Origin of the sequence: Halanaerobium saccharolyticum (genome assembly GCF_004362045.1) — a bacterium.
In the GTDB taxonomy this organism is placed as follows: domain Bacteria; phylum Bacillota; class Halanaerobiia; order Halanaerobiales; family Halanaerobiaceae; genus Halanaerobium; species Halanaerobium saccharolyticum_C.
This window is the reverse complement of the sequence record NZ_SNWX01000019.1, coordinates 1-16696: the sequence shown is the minus strand read 5'-3', so window position 1 is coordinate 16696 and position 16696 is coordinate 1. Positions and strand designations below refer to the sequence as shown.

Annotated in this window: 27 protein-coding genes; all 27 read left to right on the top strand. The window is 36.2% G+C overall.

Annotated elements, in window-relative coordinates; translation table 11 throughout:
• Nucleotides 1–2 precede the first annotated feature (2 nt).
• Complete coding sequence (locus DFR79_RS10960) at nucleotides 3–188, top strand: type Z 30S ribosomal protein S14 (RefSeq protein ID WP_005487017.1); 186 nt, start codon at nucleotides 3–5, stop codon at nucleotides 186–188.
• 20 nt (nucleotides 189–208) lie between these two features.
• Nucleotides 209–607, top strand: coding sequence for a 30S ribosomal protein S8 (gene rpsH / locus DFR79_RS10955; RefSeq protein ID WP_133515533.1), 399 nt, complete (start codon nucleotides 209–211; stop codon nucleotides 605–607).
• Between the two features lie 188 nt (nucleotides 608–795).
• Nucleotides 796–1329: a 50S ribosomal protein L6 gene (gene rplF, locus DFR79_RS10950; RefSeq protein ID WP_133515532.1), complete on the top strand. Its 534-nt coding sequence runs from the start codon at nucleotides 796–798 to the stop codon at nucleotides 1327–1329.
• A gap of 18 nt (nucleotides 1330–1347) precedes the next feature.
• Nucleotides 1348–1704, top strand: coding sequence for a 50S ribosomal protein L18 (rplR, locus tag DFR79_RS10945; RefSeq protein WP_133515531.1), 357 nt, complete (start codon nucleotides 1348–1350; stop codon nucleotides 1702–1704).
• Between the two features lie 16 nt (nucleotides 1705–1720).
• A complete protein-coding gene (gene rpsE, locus DFR79_RS10940) occupies nucleotides 1721–2221 on the top strand; it encodes a 30S ribosomal protein S5 (protein ID WP_133515530.1) in 501 nt (166 codons plus the stop codon).
• Between the two features lie 19 nt (nucleotides 2222–2240).
• On the top strand, nucleotides 2241–2684 hold the full coding sequence (rplO, locus tag DFR79_RS10935; RefSeq protein WP_133515529.1) for a 50S ribosomal protein L15: 444 nt from the start codon (nucleotides 2241–2243) through the stop codon (nucleotides 2682–2684).
• Nucleotide 2685: 1 nt separating this feature from the next.
• The gene (gene secY, locus DFR79_RS10930; protein ID WP_133515528.1) at nucleotides 2686–3954 is read left to right on the top strand and encodes a preprotein translocase subunit SecY; all 1269 of its coding nucleotides are present in this window, start codon (nucleotides 2686–2688) and stop codon (nucleotides 3952–3954) included.
• 15 nt (nucleotides 3955–3969) lie between these two features.
• Entirely contained in the window at nucleotides 3970–4620 is a 651-nt protein-coding gene (locus tag DFR79_RS10925; protein WP_133515527.1) for an adenylate kinase, read from the top strand.
• On the top strand, nucleotides 4620–5369 hold the full coding sequence (gene map / locus DFR79_RS10920; RefSeq protein ID WP_133515526.1) for a type I methionyl aminopeptidase: 750 nt from the start codon (nucleotides 4620–4622) through the stop codon (nucleotides 5367–5369). The genes DFR79_RS10925 and map overlap by 1 nt, the downstream gene beginning before the upstream one ends.
• A 79-nt stretch (nucleotides 5370–5448) precedes the next feature.
• Nucleotides 5449–5733 (top strand): KOW domain-containing RNA-binding protein, encoded by a 285-nt coding sequence (locus DFR79_RS10915; RefSeq protein ID WP_133515525.1) that lies wholly within the window; start codon nucleotides 5449–5451, stop codon nucleotides 5731–5733.
• A 3-nt stretch (nucleotides 5734–5736) separates the two neighbouring features.
• A complete protein-coding gene (gene infA, locus DFR79_RS10910; protein WP_005487029.1) occupies nucleotides 5737–5961 on the top strand; it encodes a translation initiation factor IF-1 in 225 nt (74 codons plus the stop codon).
• Between the two features lie 23 nt (nucleotides 5962–5984).
• Complete coding sequence (rpmJ, locus tag DFR79_RS10905; RefSeq protein WP_005487032.1) at nucleotides 5985–6098, top strand: 50S ribosomal protein L36; 114 nt, start codon at nucleotides 5985–5987, stop codon at nucleotides 6096–6098.
• Between the two features lie 20 nt (nucleotides 6099–6118).
• Complete coding sequence (gene rpsM / locus DFR79_RS10900; RefSeq protein ID WP_133515524.1) at nucleotides 6119–6502, top strand: 30S ribosomal protein S13; 384 nt, start codon at nucleotides 6119–6121, stop codon at nucleotides 6500–6502.
• 19 nt (nucleotides 6503–6521) lie between these two features.
• Complete coding sequence (gene rpsK, locus DFR79_RS10895; RefSeq protein ID WP_133515523.1) at nucleotides 6522–6917, top strand: 30S ribosomal protein S11; 396 nt, start codon at nucleotides 6522–6524, stop codon at nucleotides 6915–6917.
• 28 nt (nucleotides 6918–6945) lie between these two features.
• Complete coding sequence (gene rpsD, locus DFR79_RS10890; RefSeq protein ID WP_133515522.1) at nucleotides 6946–7572, top strand: 30S ribosomal protein S4; 627 nt, start codon at nucleotides 6946–6948, stop codon at nucleotides 7570–7572.
• Between the two features lie 52 nt (nucleotides 7573–7624).
• The gene (locus tag DFR79_RS10885) at nucleotides 7625–8572 is read left to right on the top strand and encodes a DNA-directed RNA polymerase subunit alpha (protein WP_133515521.1); all 948 of its coding nucleotides are present in this window, start codon (nucleotides 7625–7627) and stop codon (nucleotides 8570–8572) included.
• 13 nt (nucleotides 8573–8585) lie between these two features.
• On the top strand, nucleotides 8586–8927 hold the full coding sequence (rplQ, locus tag DFR79_RS10880) for a 50S ribosomal protein L17 (protein WP_133515520.1): 342 nt from the start codon (nucleotides 8586–8588) through the stop codon (nucleotides 8925–8927).
• A 20-nt stretch (nucleotides 8928–8947) separates the two neighbouring features.
• Nucleotides 8948–9769, top strand: a complete 822-nt coding sequence (locus DFR79_RS10875; RefSeq protein WP_133515519.1) for an energy-coupling factor transporter ATPase — start codon at nucleotides 8948–8950, stop codon at nucleotides 9767–9769.
• Nucleotides 9763–10611, top strand: coding sequence for an energy-coupling factor transporter ATPase (locus DFR79_RS10870; protein ID WP_133515518.1), 849 nt, complete (start codon nucleotides 9763–9765; stop codon nucleotides 10609–10611). Before DFR79_RS10875 ends, DFR79_RS10870 begins: the two co-directional genes overlap by 7 nt.
• Nucleotide 10612: 1 nt before the next feature.
• Nucleotides 10613–11404 (top strand): energy-coupling factor transporter transmembrane component T family protein, encoded by a 792-nt coding sequence (locus tag DFR79_RS10865; RefSeq protein ID WP_111572444.1) that lies wholly within the window; start codon nucleotides 10613–10615, stop codon nucleotides 11402–11404.
• A 12-nt stretch (nucleotides 11405–11416) separates the two neighbouring features.
• Nucleotides 11417–12163 (top strand): tRNA pseudouridine(38-40) synthase TruA, encoded by a 747-nt coding sequence (gene truA, locus DFR79_RS10860; RefSeq protein ID WP_133515517.1) that lies wholly within the window; start codon nucleotides 11417–11419, stop codon nucleotides 12161–12163.
• Between the two features lie 133 nt (nucleotides 12164–12296).
• Nucleotides 12297–12725, top strand: a complete 429-nt coding sequence (gene rplM / locus DFR79_RS10855) for a 50S ribosomal protein L13 (protein ID WP_133515516.1) — start codon at nucleotides 12297–12299, stop codon at nucleotides 12723–12725.
• Between the two features lie 23 nt (nucleotides 12726–12748).
• Complete coding sequence (gene rpsI, locus DFR79_RS10850; protein WP_133515515.1) at nucleotides 12749–13144, top strand: 30S ribosomal protein S9; 396 nt, start codon at nucleotides 12749–12751, stop codon at nucleotides 13142–13144.
• Between the two features lie 518 nt (nucleotides 13145–13662).
• Nucleotides 13663–14502, top strand: coding sequence for an AmmeMemoRadiSam system protein B (gene amrB, locus DFR79_RS10845; protein WP_133515514.1), 840 nt, complete (start codon nucleotides 13663–13665; stop codon nucleotides 14500–14502).
• Nucleotides 14503–14531: 29 nt separating this feature from the next.
• Nucleotides 14532–15059 carry an AmmeMemoRadiSam system protein A gene (amrA, locus tag DFR79_RS10840; protein ID WP_133515513.1) on the top strand — a complete coding sequence of 176 codons (528 nt, stop codon included), beginning with the start codon at nucleotides 14532–14534 and terminating at the stop codon, nucleotides 15057–15059.
• Nucleotides 15052–16044 (top strand): AmmeMemoRadiSam system radical SAM enzyme, encoded by a 993-nt coding sequence (gene amrS / locus DFR79_RS10835; protein ID WP_133515512.1) that lies wholly within the window; start codon nucleotides 15052–15054, stop codon nucleotides 16042–16044. The genes amrA and amrS overlap by 8 nt, the downstream gene beginning before the upstream one ends.
• 158 nt (nucleotides 16045–16202) lie before the next feature.
• A partial coding sequence (locus tag DFR79_RS10830) for a UPF0236 family transposase-like protein (protein ID WP_208107536.1) occupies nucleotides 16203–16696 on the top strand: 494 nt, incomplete at its 3' end.

Genomic DNA, 16696 nt, shown 5'->3' with positions numbered 1-16696 from the left:
GTTTGGCACGTAAAGCTCTAATCGAAAAGGCCAATAAAGAGCCTAAATATGAGACACGAAAAGTGAATCGCTGCAGCAGATGTGGACGTTCACGTGGATATATGAGAAAGTTTGATTTATGCAGAATTTGTTTCAGAGAATTAGCTCACAAGGGCGAAATTCCTGGAGTTAAAAAAGCAAGCTGGTAAAACTGGAAGGAGGTTTGTAAATGAATTTAACAGATCCAATAGCAGATATGCTGACCCGGATTCGCAATGCTAATAGTGTTGGGAAAGATAGAGTTGATATTCCCGCTTCTAAGGTTAAAACCAGCATTGGTGAACTATTGAAAGATGAAGGTTTCATTAATGATGTAAAATTAGTTGAGAGAAAACCTCAGAACATGATTCGGGTTTATTTAAAATATGGTGATAATGATGAGAAAGTTATAAGTGGAATTAAAAGAATCAGTAAGCCTGGTTTAAGAGTATATGTTGGCAATGATGAAGTGCCTCAGGTACTTGGAGGTTTAGGAATCGCTGTGATTTCTACTTCCCAGGGTGTTATGAGTGATAAAGAAGCAAGAGAGAAAGGTATCGGTGGAGAAGTTCTCTGCTACGTCTGGTAATTAGAAGTGGGAGGTTTGAAGTTGCACTAACCTTTCATTAATAAACGAATTGTCAGGTTAGTATTAGCGCATCGAGCGCGTCAGAGGTTGGAGATGTTTACAATTGTCTCTAAGATCTGGCTGATGGCTTCTGCTTGAGAGAACTTCTTGAAGATAACTTGAAGATAAAATCTACGGAGGTGAAATTTATGTCACGTATTGGTGATCTACCTATAGAAATACCCGAAAAGGTTGAAGTAACTGTTGATGGTCAGACTGTTAAGGTTAAAGGACCATTAGGTGAATTAGAAAGAACCTTTAAAGCTGGTATTGATATCAAAGTTGATGAAAATGAAGTTGTTGTTGAACGCAATGGCGATGATATTGAAGCCCGTTCCATGCACGGTTTAGTGAGAAGTTTAATTGAAGGTATGGTTGAGGGTGTTAGCAAAGGCTTTGAAAAGAAATTAGAAATGGTAGGTGTAGGATATAATGCTCAGGTTCAGGGTGATAAGCTTAAACTTGAGGTTGGATATTCTCATCCGGTAATTATTGAAGCTGAAGGTGATATTTCATTTGAAGTTGAGAAAAACACAAATATCACAGTTAAAGGTATAGATAAGCAGCGTGTTGGTGATACAGCCGCAAAGATTCGTGAAGTAAGAAAACCAGAACCTTACAAAGGTAAAGGAATTAAATATGTTGGAGAACATATTAGACGTAAGGTTGGTAAAACTGGTTAATAGAAAGGAGTGAATGTGATGGGTAAAAGAGAAGCAAGAAAAAAACGCCATCAAAGAATTAGAAATAAAGTTGTGGGAACACATACTCGTCCAAGAATGAATGTAACCCGCAGTTTAAAGCATGTTTATGTACAGATTATAGATGATTTATCTGGAGAAACAATTGCTGCTGCATCTACACTTGATCCAGCTCTTCGCGATTCAATTGAAGTAGCAAGTAATAAAGAGGCTGCTAAAATGGTAGGAGAGTTAGCTGCCAGTAGAGCACTGGAAAAGGGAATAGATACAGTAGTATTTGATAGAAGTGGATATAAATATCACGGCCGAGTTAAAGCTCTGGCTGATGCTGCCCGCGAAGAAGGGCTAAAGTTTTAAATAAGGAGGTAAATTAATGAGTAAAATTAACGCTGATAAACTCGACCTTGAAGAGCGCGTTGTTAATATTAACCGTGTTGCCAAGGTTGTAAAAGGTGGCCGTAGATTTAGCTTTAGTGCCCTGGTAGTTGTAGGGGACGGAGAAGGCCATGTTGGTGCAGGTATTGGTAAAGCTAACGAAGTGCCTGAAGCCATCAGAAAAGGTATTGATGCAGCTAAAAAAGAATTAATCGAAGTTCCAATTGTAGGTACTACAATTCCCCATGAGAAAACCGGAGTTTTTGGTGCTGGTAGAGTATTACTAAAACCGGCTGCTCCTGGTACTGGTGTTATTGCTGGTGGTCCTGTACGTGCGGTAATCGAGCTTGCAGGTATTAGTGATATTTTAACTAAATCTCTTGGAACATCTAATCCGATTAATATGATCAATGCTACAATTACTGGTCTTAAAGAGCTTAAGAGTGCAGAACAAGTTGCCAGATTAAGAGGTAAATCTGTAGAAGAATTAATTGGATAATTAACAAGGAGGTGTAAGTATGAAATTAAATAATCTTAAACCTGCTGCTGGATATAAGAAAAATCGTAAAAGAGTTGGTCGTGGTACTGGCTCTGGTCGCGGTTATACTTCCGGTAGAGGTGCAAACGGACAGAATTCTCGTGCAGGAGGAGAAGTACGCCCGACATTTGAAGGGGGGCAGACTCCTCTGTTTAGACGGCTTCCAAAAAGAGGATTTAACAATAAATTTAAAAAAGAATTTAATGAAGTAAATGTATACCAATTGAATAGATTTTCTGCTGATGAAACTGTAAATCCTGAGGTTTTATTAGAAAAGGGAATCATTGATAAGATTGCAAAAAATGGAGTAAAAATACTGGGCAAAGGTGAAGTTGAGATTGCCCTTAATGTTAAAGTACAGGCTTTTACTGCTTCTGCCAGAAAGAAAATAGAAGCTGCTGGCGGAAAGTCAGAGGTGATTTAAATTGATTAAGGCTCTCGGTAATGTTTTTAAAGTAAAAGAACTTAGAAATAAAGTTTTGTTTATGCTTGCTATGATGGCAGTTTACCGTCTGGGTGCCCATATTCCGGTACCTGGAGTAGATGTTGCATTACTTCAGGAAAGATTGTTTGGTGGCAGCTTTGGCGGAGCGCTTGACTTTTTAGATTTATTTGCAGGTGGTGCTTTAAGTAAGTTTACAATTTTTGCGATGAGCATTACTCCCTACATTACTGCTTCAATTATTTTACAGCTCTTAACTGTGGTTGTACCTAAATTAGAAGAGCTTTCTAAACAGGGTAATGAGGGCCGCAAAAAAATTGCTCAGTACACCAGATATGGAACAATAGTTCTGGCTGTAATTCAGGCAGTTGGTATTACACTTTATATTCAACGTTTTGGTGCCGTACCAAATTCGACAGTATTTGACATTGCTTTAATTATTGTCAGTTTAACTGCTGGTACAGCTTTCTTAATGTGGCTGGGTGAGCAGATTACGGATAAAGGAATCGGAAATGGTATTTCTATTATCATTTTCACTTCAATTATTTCTCGCTTTCCTACAGATATGTATAACACATATGAGTTATTACAGGCGGGCACAATTTCGATTTTAAATGTGCTTATTTTTGCTGTGCTGGCTGTTATAATTGTCGCCGGTATTATCTTTGTCCAGCAGGGAGAAAGAAGAATTCCGGTTCAGTATTCCAAAAGAATTGTGGGCCGTAGAGTTTATGGAGGTAGAAGTACTCATATTCCAATGAAGATCAATCAGGCTGGTGTGATCCCAGTTATTTTCGCTTCATCTGTACTTTTATTCCCGGGAATTATTGCTCAGGTACTGCCTTATGATTGGGCAGCTGGTCTGGCAAATGCAATTAGTCCTGGTTCAACTCTTTATATGGTATTATATGGTCTGATGATTTTGTTCTTTACTTATTTCTATACTGCAATTACCTTTAATCCAGAAGAAGTAGCAGACAATATGAAAAAATATGGTGGGTTTATTCCCGGAATTCGTCCTGGAAGACCAACTGTCAATTATTTAGATAAAGTTTTGATGAGGGTCACACTTGCAGGAGCTGTTTTCTTAACTATAGTTGCCTTACTTCCTTTTGCAATGCAGCCGCTGACCGGTGTAACAATTAGTTTTGGAGGTACATCTCTAATTATTATGGTTGGTGTTGCTTTAAAAACTATGGAACAGATTGAATCCCATCTCCTGATGAGACACTATGAAGGTTTCATGAAATAAAAAGGAGGAAATATAATGGATATGATTTTGCTGGGTTTGCCTGGTGTTGGTAAAGGTACTCAGGCCAAAAAATTAGAAGAAAGTCTGGAAATTCCTCATATTGCTACTGGTGATATATTCAGAAAAGCAATCAAAAATGAAACTCCTTTAGGTAAAAAGGCCAAATCATTTATTGATGCTGGTGAGCTGGTACCAGATGAAGTAACAATCGGGATTGTTAAAGAAAGACTTACTGAACCTGATTGTGAAAATGGATTTATTCTGGACGGTTTCCCCCGCACAATTGCTCAGGCAGAAGCACTGGATGAAATTTTAGCCGAACAGAACAGAGAACTTGATTTAGCTATTTATCTGCAGGCTGAAATTGATATTTTAGTTAAAAGACTGGCCGGACGTAGAGTTTGTGAGGATTGTGGTGCAGTTTATCATGTAGAAAATGATCCGCCTGAAGTTGAAGGGGTCTGTGATAAATGTGGAGGAAATTTAGTTCAGCGCAGTGATGATCAGGAAGAAACTGTAAAGAAAAGAATTGAAGTAAATAAAGAAAAAACTGCTAAGCTTGCAGATTACTATCAAAATAAAGGAATACTGCATGAGGTAGAAAGCACCGGTGGAATTGATAAAGTTCAGCAGAGGCTGATGAAATTAATTGAGGCGAAAAAATAATGATTATCTTGAAATCGAGGCGTGAAATTGATATAATGCGTGAAGCAAATCAGATAGTAGCAGAAACTCATGCTTACCTATCTGAAAATATTAAACCTGGTATTTCTACTGCCGAACTTGACCGGCTTGCTGATCAGTTTATTCGCAGCAGAGGTGCAGTGCCCTCGTTTAAAGGCTATCAGGGATTTCCAGCCTCAGTTTGTATTTCAATTAATGAAGAAGTTGTACATGGTATTCCTGCTGAGCATCGTTATTTAGAAACTGGTGATATAGTAAGTATTGACATTGGGACTTTTTATGAAGGTTTTAATGGTGATGCTGCCAGAACACATGCAGTTGGATCAATTTCTGATAAGGCCAGCAAATTATTAAAAGTAACAGAAAAATCTCTTCTTAAAGGACTTGAAAAAGCAGTTATCGGCAACAGATTATTTGATATTTCGCATGCTGTACAGAAATATGTTGAGGAAAATGGGTTCTCTGTGGTTCGTGATTATGTTGGTCATGGAATAGGTCGTGACATGCATGAAGATCCACAGATACCTAATTTTGGTCCGGCAGGTAAGGGACCAAAACTAAAACGAGGAATGACCCTTGCTATAGAGCCAATGGTCAACATCGGCAGTTATGAAGTTGAGACATTAGAGGACGATTGGACTGTAGTAACTAAAGATAGGAGCTTATCTGCTCATTTTGAGCATACAATTGCAATCACAAGCGATGGAGTTGAAATATTAAGTAAAATCTAAGTTTTATTGCAGAGCTCATCTTATCTATGGTATAATGTACAGTACGTGTTAAAAAGGATAAAAGAAAAGAGTGATAGTTTTGGATACTGCTTTTAAAGTTGGCGAAATTGTTAAGTCGACTGCCGGCAGAGATAAAGATACTTATTATCTGGTCATAGCTAATGAGTCCAAAAACAAAATTAAAGTTGTCGATGGTGTAAAGAGAAAATTTAATAATCCCAAATATAAAAATAGCAGACATTTAGAAAGTACAGGTCAAATTGCAGCAGAGTTTTTAAGGAATTTGAAAAATAAGAAACGAGTTCGCAGTGAAGATGTTCGCTTAATTTTAAAGGATTATCTCAGCAAAGAGGAGGTAAAATAATTTATGGCTAAAGAAGATCCTATTGAAGTCCAGGGGACAGTAGTTGAACCCCTGCCAAATGCAATGTTTAGAGTCGAATTGGAAAATGGACACAAAGTTCTGGCACATGTTTCAGGAAAAATGAGGATGAATTTTATACGAATCTTACCTGGTGATAAGGTAACAGTAGAACTTTCTCCCTATGACTTGAGTCGTGGCCGGATTACTTATCGACATAAAGCGAAATAAATTACCACAAGGGGTGATTGTTAATGAAAGTAAGACCATCAGTTAAGCCGATTTGTGATAAATGTAAAGTTATCAGACGCAATGGTAAAGTAATGGTTATTTGTGAAAATCCCAAGCATAAACAGCGTCAGGGATAAAAAATACTGGAGGTGAAATCATGGCTAGAATTGAAGGTGTTGATCTTCCTAGAAATAAAAGGGTAGAAATTGGATTGACATATATTTATGGTATTGGAAAAACTACTTCTCAAAAGATTCTTGAAAACACAGGTGTTGATCCTGATACAAGAATTAAAGATTTGACTGAAGCAGAAATTTCAGATTTAAGAAGTGAAATTGATAATAATTATATTGTTGAAGGTGAATTAAGAAGAGAGAGAAGAGCTGATATTAAGAGATTAAAAGATATTGGCTGTTACCGTGGTCTTCGTCACCGCAGAGGTTTACCTGTCCGAGGACAGAGAACTAAAACAAATGCCCGGACACGTAAGGGACCTAAAAAGACTGTTGGAATCAAATCCCGTTCAGTTACTCCAAAATAGTAAGGAGGGAATTTAATTAATGGCTAAAAATAAGAAAAAAGCACGCAGAAGAAAAAAAGTAAAACGTAATATTGAAAAAGGTCAGGCCCATATTAAATCTACCTTTAATAATACAATCATCTCAATTACAGATGAAGAAGGTAAGGTAGTTGCCTGGTCAAGTGCTGGAAAAGTTGGTTATAAAGGTTCGAGAAAAAGTACCCCTTTTGCTGCTCAGCTGGCTGCAGAAAATGCTGCTGATGAGGCAAAAGAGATGGGAATGAAGGAAATTGAAATTTTTGTTAAAGGTCCAGGTTCTGGAAGAGAATCTGCAATTAGAACTCTGCAGTCTGCAGGTCTAAATATTACTTTAATCAAAGATATTACTCCTATTCCCCATAATGGATGTAGACCCCCGAAAAGAAGACGAATATAATTATATAATAGAAAGTTGAGGTGTAAAAATGGCAAGATATACAGGACCAGTATGTAAATTATGCAGGCGTGAAGGTGAAAAATTATATTTAAAAGGCGCCCGCTGTTATAGTAAAAAATGTTCTTTTGATCGCAGACCATATGTTCCAGGTGAACATGGTCAGGGACGTCAAAAAGTTTCCGAATATGGATCTCAAATGAGAGAAAAGCAAAAAGTTAGACGAATTTATGGAATTATGGAAAAACAGTTCCGCAACTATTTCGAGACAGCAGAAAATATTCAGGGTGTAACTGGTGTAAACTTTTTACAACTTCTGGAAAGAAGATTGGATAATGTTGTTTACAGAATGGGTTTTGCTCGCTCTAGAAGTGAAGCAAGACAATTTGTCAGACATGGACATATTAAAGTAAATGGACGCAAGGTTGACATTCCTTCATATCAAATTGATGTGGATGATGTAATCAGTGTTAAGGATTCAAGCCGTAAGGCCACTAAATTTAAAGAGATCTTTGAATACAATTCTGATTTTTCTACCCAGGAATGGCTTAATTCTGATCTTGAAAAAGCTGAAGGTACAGTTGTTGCATTACCAGAGAGGGAAGATATCGATTATCCGGTAGAAGAGCACCTGATTGTCGAGTATTATTCACGGTAAATGAATACCCTCAGTCATAAAATTGTTAATTTAAGGAGGGTAAGCTGATAAGATGATAGAAATCGAAAAACCACGTGTGGAAAGACTGGAAAGTGATGTAAACTATGGTCGTTACGAAATTTCTCCTCTAGAAAGAGGATATGGTACTACTCTTGGTAATTCTCTGCGTCGCATTTTGCTTTCTTCTCTACCTGGAGCTGCACTTACTTCAGTTAAAGTAGAGGGAGTAAAACATGAGTTTTCAGCTATTCCAGGAGTAGTTGAAGATATGACAGATCTCATTTTAAATTTAAAAGAGGTAGTTGTTAAGCATTCTGGTGAAGAACAGACAACTATTAGATTAGAAGCAGAAGGAGAAGGAGAAGTTACTGCTGGTGACTTTCATTCTTCAGGTGATGTGCAGATTGTCAATAAAGACCATCATATTGCTACACTAGCTGAGGATGGTAGATTAGTTTTAGAGGCAACTGTTGATAAAGGTAGAGGTTATCACACTGCTGAAGAAAATAAAGACTTATTTGATAACAATGTAATTGGCTTAATTCCAATAGATGCTTCTTATAGTCCTATTGAAAGAGCCAATTTTAATATCGAAAATACTAGAGTTGGTCAGGTAACTGACTTTGATCGTCTGGTATTAGAAGTTAATACAAACGGTAGTATTAATCCTGATGATGCTATCAGTCTTGCTGCTAAAATCATGGTAGAACATCTGGAATTATTTATCAATCTAACTGATGAAATTGAAGATGTAGAAATTATGGTTGAAGTAGAAGAGGAAGAAAAAGATAAAATCTTAGATACAACAATTGAAGAATTAGAACTTTCTGTTCGTTCTTCCAATTGTCTAAAACGGGCCGGAATCAATACAGTTGAAGAATTAGTTGATAAAACTGAGGATGACTTGATGAAAGTCCGTAATCTGGGAAAGAAATCCTTACAGGAAATCAAAGATAAATTAGATGAACTTGATTTAGATCTAAAAGAGAATGAAATTTAAGGAGGGATTTTAGGTGGCTAAGCGTAAATTACAGAAAACATCTTCTCATCGTCAGGCGATGTTTAGAAATATGGCAACATCACTGTTTCGTGAGGGAAGAATCGAAACTACACTACCTAAGGCTAAAGAATTAAGATCTTATGCTGAGAAACTTATTACTGCTGCGAAGACCAATGATTTAGCTTCAAGACGCAAGGTAATGAGTAAAATCAAAGATAAAGAAGTAGTAACTAAACTTTTTGATGAGATAGCACCTCAGTATTCAGAAAGACCTGGTGGTTATACAAGAATTTTAAAGATGTATCCCCGCAGAGGAGATGCAGCTAAGCAAGCGATTATTGAACTCGTAGAATAATACTGAATGTAGGTGTTAATATGAGCCTGATAGAAATAAGTGGGGTAGATTTTCTTTATGGAAATGACAACAGTGATCGACCGGCTTTGCAGAATATTAATCTGCAGATAGAAGCCGGTGATTTTGCTGTTATTATTGGTTCAAATGGTTCAGGCAAATCTACCCTGGCAAAGTTATTAAATGTACTCTTAACTCCTTCTCAAGGAGAGATTTTTGTGGCTGGTTTAGACACTACTAATCCCGATAATACCTGGAAGATAAGACAGCGAGTTGGAATGGTTTTTCAAAATCCGGACAATCAGCTTGTTGCTTCAATGGTTGAGGATGATGTAGCATTTGGACCGGAAAATTTAGGTATTCCAACCCAGGAAATTAGAAACAGAGTTGATAAAGCTCTAGAAATGGTTGGGATGGCAGGATTCCAAAAATTTGCTCCCCATAAATTATCGGGAGGACAAAAACAGAGAGTCGCTATTGCCGGGGTTATTGCCATGGAACCGGACTGTATAGTTTTAGATGAACCGACTGCAATGCTTGATCCACAGGGAAGAAAAGAAGTAATGGAAACAGTTCAATACCTAAATAAAGAAAAAGGGATTACTGTTGTTCATATTACTCACTTTATGGAGGAAGCGGTAAATGCAGATCAGGTCATTGTTATGAATCAGGGTCAGATTTTGCATAAAGGGAGTCCCAAATCCATTTTCAGATTAGTTGAGCAGTTAAAGGATGTAAATTTAGATATACCTGTTGCAGTTGAGGTTGCTGAATACCTGCGCCAGGAAAATATCGATATTCCTGATATTTTGAGTATAGATGAGTTGGTGGATGCATTATGTTAATTGAACTAAATGAGGTAAGCCATGTCTATCAGGATGAAAATAATGTTAAAGCATTAAAAAATATTAATTTAGAGATCAGCAGAGGAGAATTTATTGGAATTGTAGGTCATACAGGTTCTGGTAAATCTACCTTAGTTCAGCTTTTTAATGGTCTAATTATTCCAAGCTCTGGAACCGTTAAAGTTAATGGGAAAAATATTACTAATGAAAAAAGTAATTTAAAAGAAACCAGGCGTCATGTTGGTTTAGTTTTTCAGTATCCCGAACATCAATTATTCGAAGAAACTGTTTTTCAGGATATAGCTTTTGGTCCTAAAAACCTGGGTCTCAAAAAAGATGAGATTCGAGAAAGAGTAGAAGAAGTCATGGGATTAGTTGGGCTTGATTATGATGAATTTAAAGATAGATCTCCGTTTAATTTAAGTGGTGGTCAGCAGCGCAAAGTTGCTATTGCCGGGGTTTTAGCTCTAAAACCTGATGTTTTAGTGCTGGATGAACCCAGTGCTGGACTTGATCCCCAGGGTAGAAAGCAGCTTGCAGAACTGCTTAAATATCTTTATCAGGAACTGGAGATGACCATTATTTTAATCTCCCATCGGATGGAAGAGATTGCCGAACTTGCAAGTAGAGTTATTGTGATGCATCAGGGAGAAATTGTCATTGATGATCATCCCATAGAGGTTTTCTCGCGGGAACAGAAATTACACAAATTATCACTGGATCTTCCCCAGATCACTGAAATTCTGCATCGTTTAGAAGAAAGAGGATTGAAAGTAAATACGAATTTATTTTCTATATCTGAGGCATCAGCAGAAATATTAAAAGCATTGAGGAGCAAATAATATGCTAAAAGATATAACAATTGGTCAGTATATAGCTCGCGATTCGATTATTCATGCTCTGGATGCCCGGATTAAAATTATGATTACTACAATCTTGATAATTGCTTTATTTACAATTGACACCTTTACTGGTTTTGGATTTTTTGCCGCTTTTGTTCTGGTAGTTGTCTTATTATCCAAAATTTCAGTTAAAAAAGTTCTCAAAGGATTAAAACCAATTTTAATTTTGGTTTTATTTACTCTGTTTATCCATATCTTTTTAACAAAAGGGGGAGAGGTTTTGTGGTCCTGGAGGTTTATCTCCATTGAATCTGAAGGAGTATATACAGGATTTTTTATGGTAAGTAGAATTTTTATTTTAATTTTATTTACTTCACTCTTAACCTTAACCACTTCTCCACTGCAGTTAACAGATGGGATTGAATATATTTTATCTCCTTTAAAGAGATTTGGGGTGCCGGCAAGCGAGCTCTCAATGATGATGACAATTGCTTTAAGGTTTATTCCAACTCTACTGGAAGAGGCTGATAAAATTATGAAAGCTCAGCAGGCCAGGGGTGCTGATTTTGAATCCGGTAATTTAATTCAGAGAGCTAAAAGTCTAATTCCTTTACTTGTCCCCTTATTTATAAGTGCTTTTAGAAGAGCAGATGATCTGGCTCTAGCAATGGAGTCCAGGTGTTATCGTGGTGGGGAAGGAAGAACACGGCTGCATGAATTAGAGTTTAGATATTATGATTTTATTGCTTTAATTATTATAATTATTCTGGCAGTCGCAGTATCATTTTATTAGGTGAGATTTAAAATGGCACAAAACTACAAAATTATAGTTGAATATGATGGAACTAATTATAGCGGCTGGCAGATTCAAAAAAATACCAGTCAAACAATACAGCAAAAATTAGAGCAAACCCTTAGTAAAATCAATAAAAAAAGGGTGCAGATTACAGGTGCTGGAAGGACAGATGCTGGGGTTCACGCGGCTGGTCAGACAGCAAATTTCTTTCTGGATGTTGATATTCCGCTTGCCAAGATTCCAATTGCTTTAAATACAGAACTACCTGATGATATAATCTGTAAAAAGGCGGAAAAAGTGAATCAGGATTTTCACGCTCGTTATGATGCACGGGGCAAAAAATATAGATATAGAATTTTGAACAGTAATTTTAATTCAGTTTTTGTCCGCAATTTTGTTTATAATGTTTATAAAAAACTTGACTTAGAACTTATGCAGAAGGCAGCAAATATTTTTGAAGGATCTCATGATTTTGCTTCATTTTGTGCTGCTGGTTCTTCTGTAGAATCTACAGTTAGAGAAATATATTCTTTAGATGTTTATTCAGCTGAAGATGCTGAAATCTGGATCGATGTTGTTGGTAATGGTTTTTTATATAATATGATAAGAATTTTAGCCGGTACACTTATTGAAACCGGACTTGGAAAAAGAACTCTGTCTGAACTAGAGGATATTTTGCAGAGTTGTGATCGAAATAATGCTGGTTTTACTGCTCCGGCTCAGGGTTTAACTTTAATCAAAGTACTTTATGATTAATTTATTTTCGTTTAACTTGACAAAAGCAGAAGATTGTATTAAAATTACTATGAATTATTCTGTTCAACAACTAGCCCCGTTGAGAATAATTTCATGTAATTATAGAGAGTATTTTAACTAAGGAGGTATAGTTATGTCAACATATATGGCAAATAATCAAACTGTAGAGCGCGACTGGTATGTAGTTGATGCTGCAGACAAAACTTTAGGAAGACTTGCATCTGAAATCGCTCAGTATATTAGAGGAAAGCACAAGCCGACTTTTACTCCTCATGTAGATATGGGAGATTATGTAATAGTGGTTAATGCTGAAAAAATTAAATTAACAGGTAAGAAGTGGGATGACAAGAAACATTACAGTCACACAAATTATCCTGGTGGTATTAATGAAATTACTTATAGAGAACTTCGTGCTAAGAATCCTGAATTTATTATCGAAAAAGCTGTTAAAGGTATGTTACCACATAATAAATTAGGTAGGAAAATGGTTAAAAAATTAAAAGTATATAGTGGACCTAATCATCCACATCAGGCTCAACAGCCGGAACAATTAGAACTTTAATTCTGAGAGGAGGAATTTAATAGATGGCTTCTGAAGTACAATATAGAGGTACAGGTCGTAGAAAAACTTCTACAGCTCGTGTACGCCTGCTGCCTGGAGATGGAAAGTTTTTAGTAAATGACAAAGAAATTGATAACTATTTTAATAGAAAATCTTTAATTAAAGATATTATGTCACCTTTAGAATTAGTTAATGCTGAGGGAACTTTTGATGTCTTAGTCAATGTTAATGGTGGTGGACTTTCCGGTCAGGCTGGAGCAGTTCGTCATGGAATTGCTAGAGCTTTACTGGAAGTAGATAAAGATTACCGTGGACCACTTAAAAAAGCTGGTTACTTAACCAGAGACTCTCGTATGGTTGAAAGAAAGAAATACGGTCGCAAAAAAGCGAGAAAAAGTCCACAGTTCTCAAAAAGATAATATTATTTTTGATTTTATTCAGGCAGAGCTCAGGCTCTGCTTTTTTCTTTTTTATAATTATATTCTCCTATTATTTTAAGTCTGCACAATGAAATATCGCTCCAGTAAAACTTTATAACAATAACTAGCATTCGTAAAATTAATTTAAACAGCTGCCTGAGCTAAGGAACCTCCTGTTCCTGGCTCAGCTCAGAGCATCCATGCTCTTCGACTGTTTAAATTAATTTTATTCATCAAGTTATAGATAAGATAAAGTTTTAAGTTACTCATTTAATTGTGCAGACTTAAAATAATTTACTTTGCTTTAATTATAAAAATAAAAAAAAGCCGGGCTTCGGGGTTAATCAAGTTATAATTAATAATATGTATCAGCGAAAAGTAGGTTTAGAGGTGTTTTTTTATCAGCTGATTTATAGTATAATAAAAATGTGAGAGAAATTGATTTTGTGCTTTTTTGAGTGGAAAATTAAAATTATTCTATACTCAGCCTGATTTAAATTAAACCGGAGGTGAAATTAATGGGAGTTAAATGTGCTGCTTTACTGCCGCATCCACCGATTGTGATTGAAGAAATTGGGGGGCGGGAGTTGAAAAAGGCAGAAAAGACTGTTCAGGGGTTTAAAAAGACTGCTGCAGAGATTGCTGAATTCAAGGATGAGCTTGATCTGTTGGTTTTTATTACTCCTCATGGACCTGTTTTTCGATCTACTGCTTCTGTAATTATTAAAGAAGATCTTAAGGGGAATTTTGGTGATTTTGGACATCCAAAACTTAAATTTAGCGAAAAATCTGACACTAAATTTGCCGAAAAATTAATTTCCAATGTTAAAGAAGAGAATTTATCTTTACAGCCATTGAGAAAAAATGATTTAAAAAACTATGGGGTTGATCAGGAACTGGATCATGGGATTATGGTTCCCTTAAATTATTTAGAAAAAGCTGGAATTAAATTACCTGTTTTACCAATTTCAATCGGCTTTATTTCCTATGAGGAGTTGTATAAGATTGGACAGGAAATTGCCAGAACAGCTTCTGAACTTGATTATAAGATTGGGGTAATTGCAAGTGGTGATCTCTCACATCGATTAAAAAAAGGAGCACCAGCAGGCTTTAACCCTGATGCTCACATCTTTGATGAGAAATTGATGCAGTATTTTAGAGGTAAGGATTTTAACTCAATTTTAAACTTTGATCAGGATTTAGTCGAAAAAGCTGGAGAATGTGGTTTAAGACCAATTATAACAATGCTGGGGACACTGGATAAGTTAGAAGTTGAGGTTAAAGTTAATTCCTATGAGGGGCCGTTTGGTGTAGGTTATGGAACAGTTTTTATTAACCCAGAAACGGATAAAAAATAAATTAGATAAGTTAGTTGGGAGTGATTATTATGAATGAAGAAAAATATGTTACTGATTTAGCACGAAAAGCAGTAGAAGAGTATATTGTTTCTGGAAGTGAAGTTGAAGTTGAAGAAGGAGAACTGCCAGATATTTTAAAACAGAAAGCAGGAGTTTTTGTTACTTTAAAGAAAAAAGGTGATTTAAGAGGCTGTATGGGGACCTTTCGGCCTGTACAAAAAAATGCAGCCTATGAAATTATAAGTAATGCTATGACAGCTGCAGAGAATGATCCTCGTTTTCCTGAAGTAGAAAAAGAAGAGCTGAAGGAAATTAAGATTTCTGTCGACATCTTATCTGAACCGGAAAAAGTTAATAGTATATCAGAACTTGATCCCCGAGAATATGGGATTTTGGTAAAAGGGGGTCATCAGACAGGTCTGCTGCTGCCGGATCTGGAGGGAATAGAAACAGCTGACAAACAGTTAAAAATTGCTAAAAGGAAAGCTGGCCTCCGGGAAGATGCTGAAGTAGAAATTTATCGTTTTAAAGTAAGGAGGTTTGAGGAGAATGAATGATCAACATCCAGCCAGATTTTATCATTCTGAGGGAGATGAGCGAATAGGGTGTGAGCTGTGTCCTCATAACTGTATTATTCCTAATGACAAAACTGGAATTTGTATGGTTAGAAAAAATATTGGAGGTGAATTGTATACTTTAAATTACGGCAAAGTCTCTTCTCTGGGAGTTGATCCGGTTGAGAAAAAACCTCTTTATCATTTTTATCCTCAGGCTCAGGTTCTTTCTCTTGGCAGCTGGGGCTGCAACATGAGCTGTGGATTCTGTCAGAACTGGAGAATCAGTCAGCAGAAACCTCAATTACGAGATTTTAAACCAGCAGAGATTGTAGAGACAGCTGTCGAGAAGGATATTAATTTACTTGCTTACACCTATTCTGAGCCGACAATATTTTATGAATATATGTTTGAGACTGCTGAGATTGCTCACCAAAAAGGCTTAAAAAATATAATGGTCAGCAATGGTTTTATTAATCAGGAACCTTTAGAAGAGCTGATACCGCTATTAGATGCAGCTAATATTGATTTAAAAGCATTTAATAATGAATTTTATCAGCAGCACTGTAATGGTGGACTGGAGTCTGTAAAAAGAACAATAAAAATGCTGGCTGACGAAATACATCTGGAAGTAACCAATTTAATTGTGACTGATCTAAATGATGATTTAGGGGAGTTAAAAAATCTTTTTAAATGGCTGGCTGATATTAATCAGGAAATCCCGCTCCATTTAAGCAAATATCATCCTGCCTATAAGCTTGATAATCCGCCCACAGATTTAGAATTGATGAAAAAAGCCTATCAGGAAGCAGAAAAATATCTGGACCATGTTTATTTAGGTAATGCAATCATCGAAAATACAGCTGATACTTTTTGTTCAGCTTGTGGGGAAAAGTTGATTCAGCGCAGAAGTTATAATGTTGAAAATCGGCTGCAGAATAATAGGTGCCCTGACTGTGGAGAGCTGATTTATGGTGAGTTTGAATAACTATCGAATTTTCAAATAATTTTTAATTTTGTATTTTCAAACATAGTGTAAAATAAGTTTTGGAGATTCATTTTGAAATTATCTAGAAAATTAGAAAGAAGACTCCCTTTTTGATAAAATGTTTTTAGGATAAAAAACAAAGAAAGGGGAGTCTTCTTATGGATAATATTATACAGGAATTTTCAGAAAAATTCACCCGTAATATTGAAAAATGCGCAAAAAAGATTATTGAAGGTGAAAAGGGGAATATTTCGGAGCTAATTAAGCTTATGCAGCAGGATATGAATGAATTAGGGAGAAAAACTCTGGCATATGTTATTGAAACATTGGATGAAGAAATAATGGAGTCTAAAGAACGTAAAAAATCATGGAATATTCAGGCTAGAGATATGGATAAGACACTAATTACTCAGTTCGGGGAGGTAAAATATCAAAGAACATATTATGCCTCTAAAAATACCGAAGATATTGATTATACGTATCTTGTAGATGATGTCTTTGGTATTGAAAGATACCAGAGACTGGATAAAGGTTTAGAGCTGGATCTGGTAGAAAAAGCTGAAGAATATTCCTATCAAAAAGCAGCTGATATGGCTTCTAAGGTTGTTCCCTTGAGTAAGCAGACAACTTTAAACAAGATAAAGAAACTGGG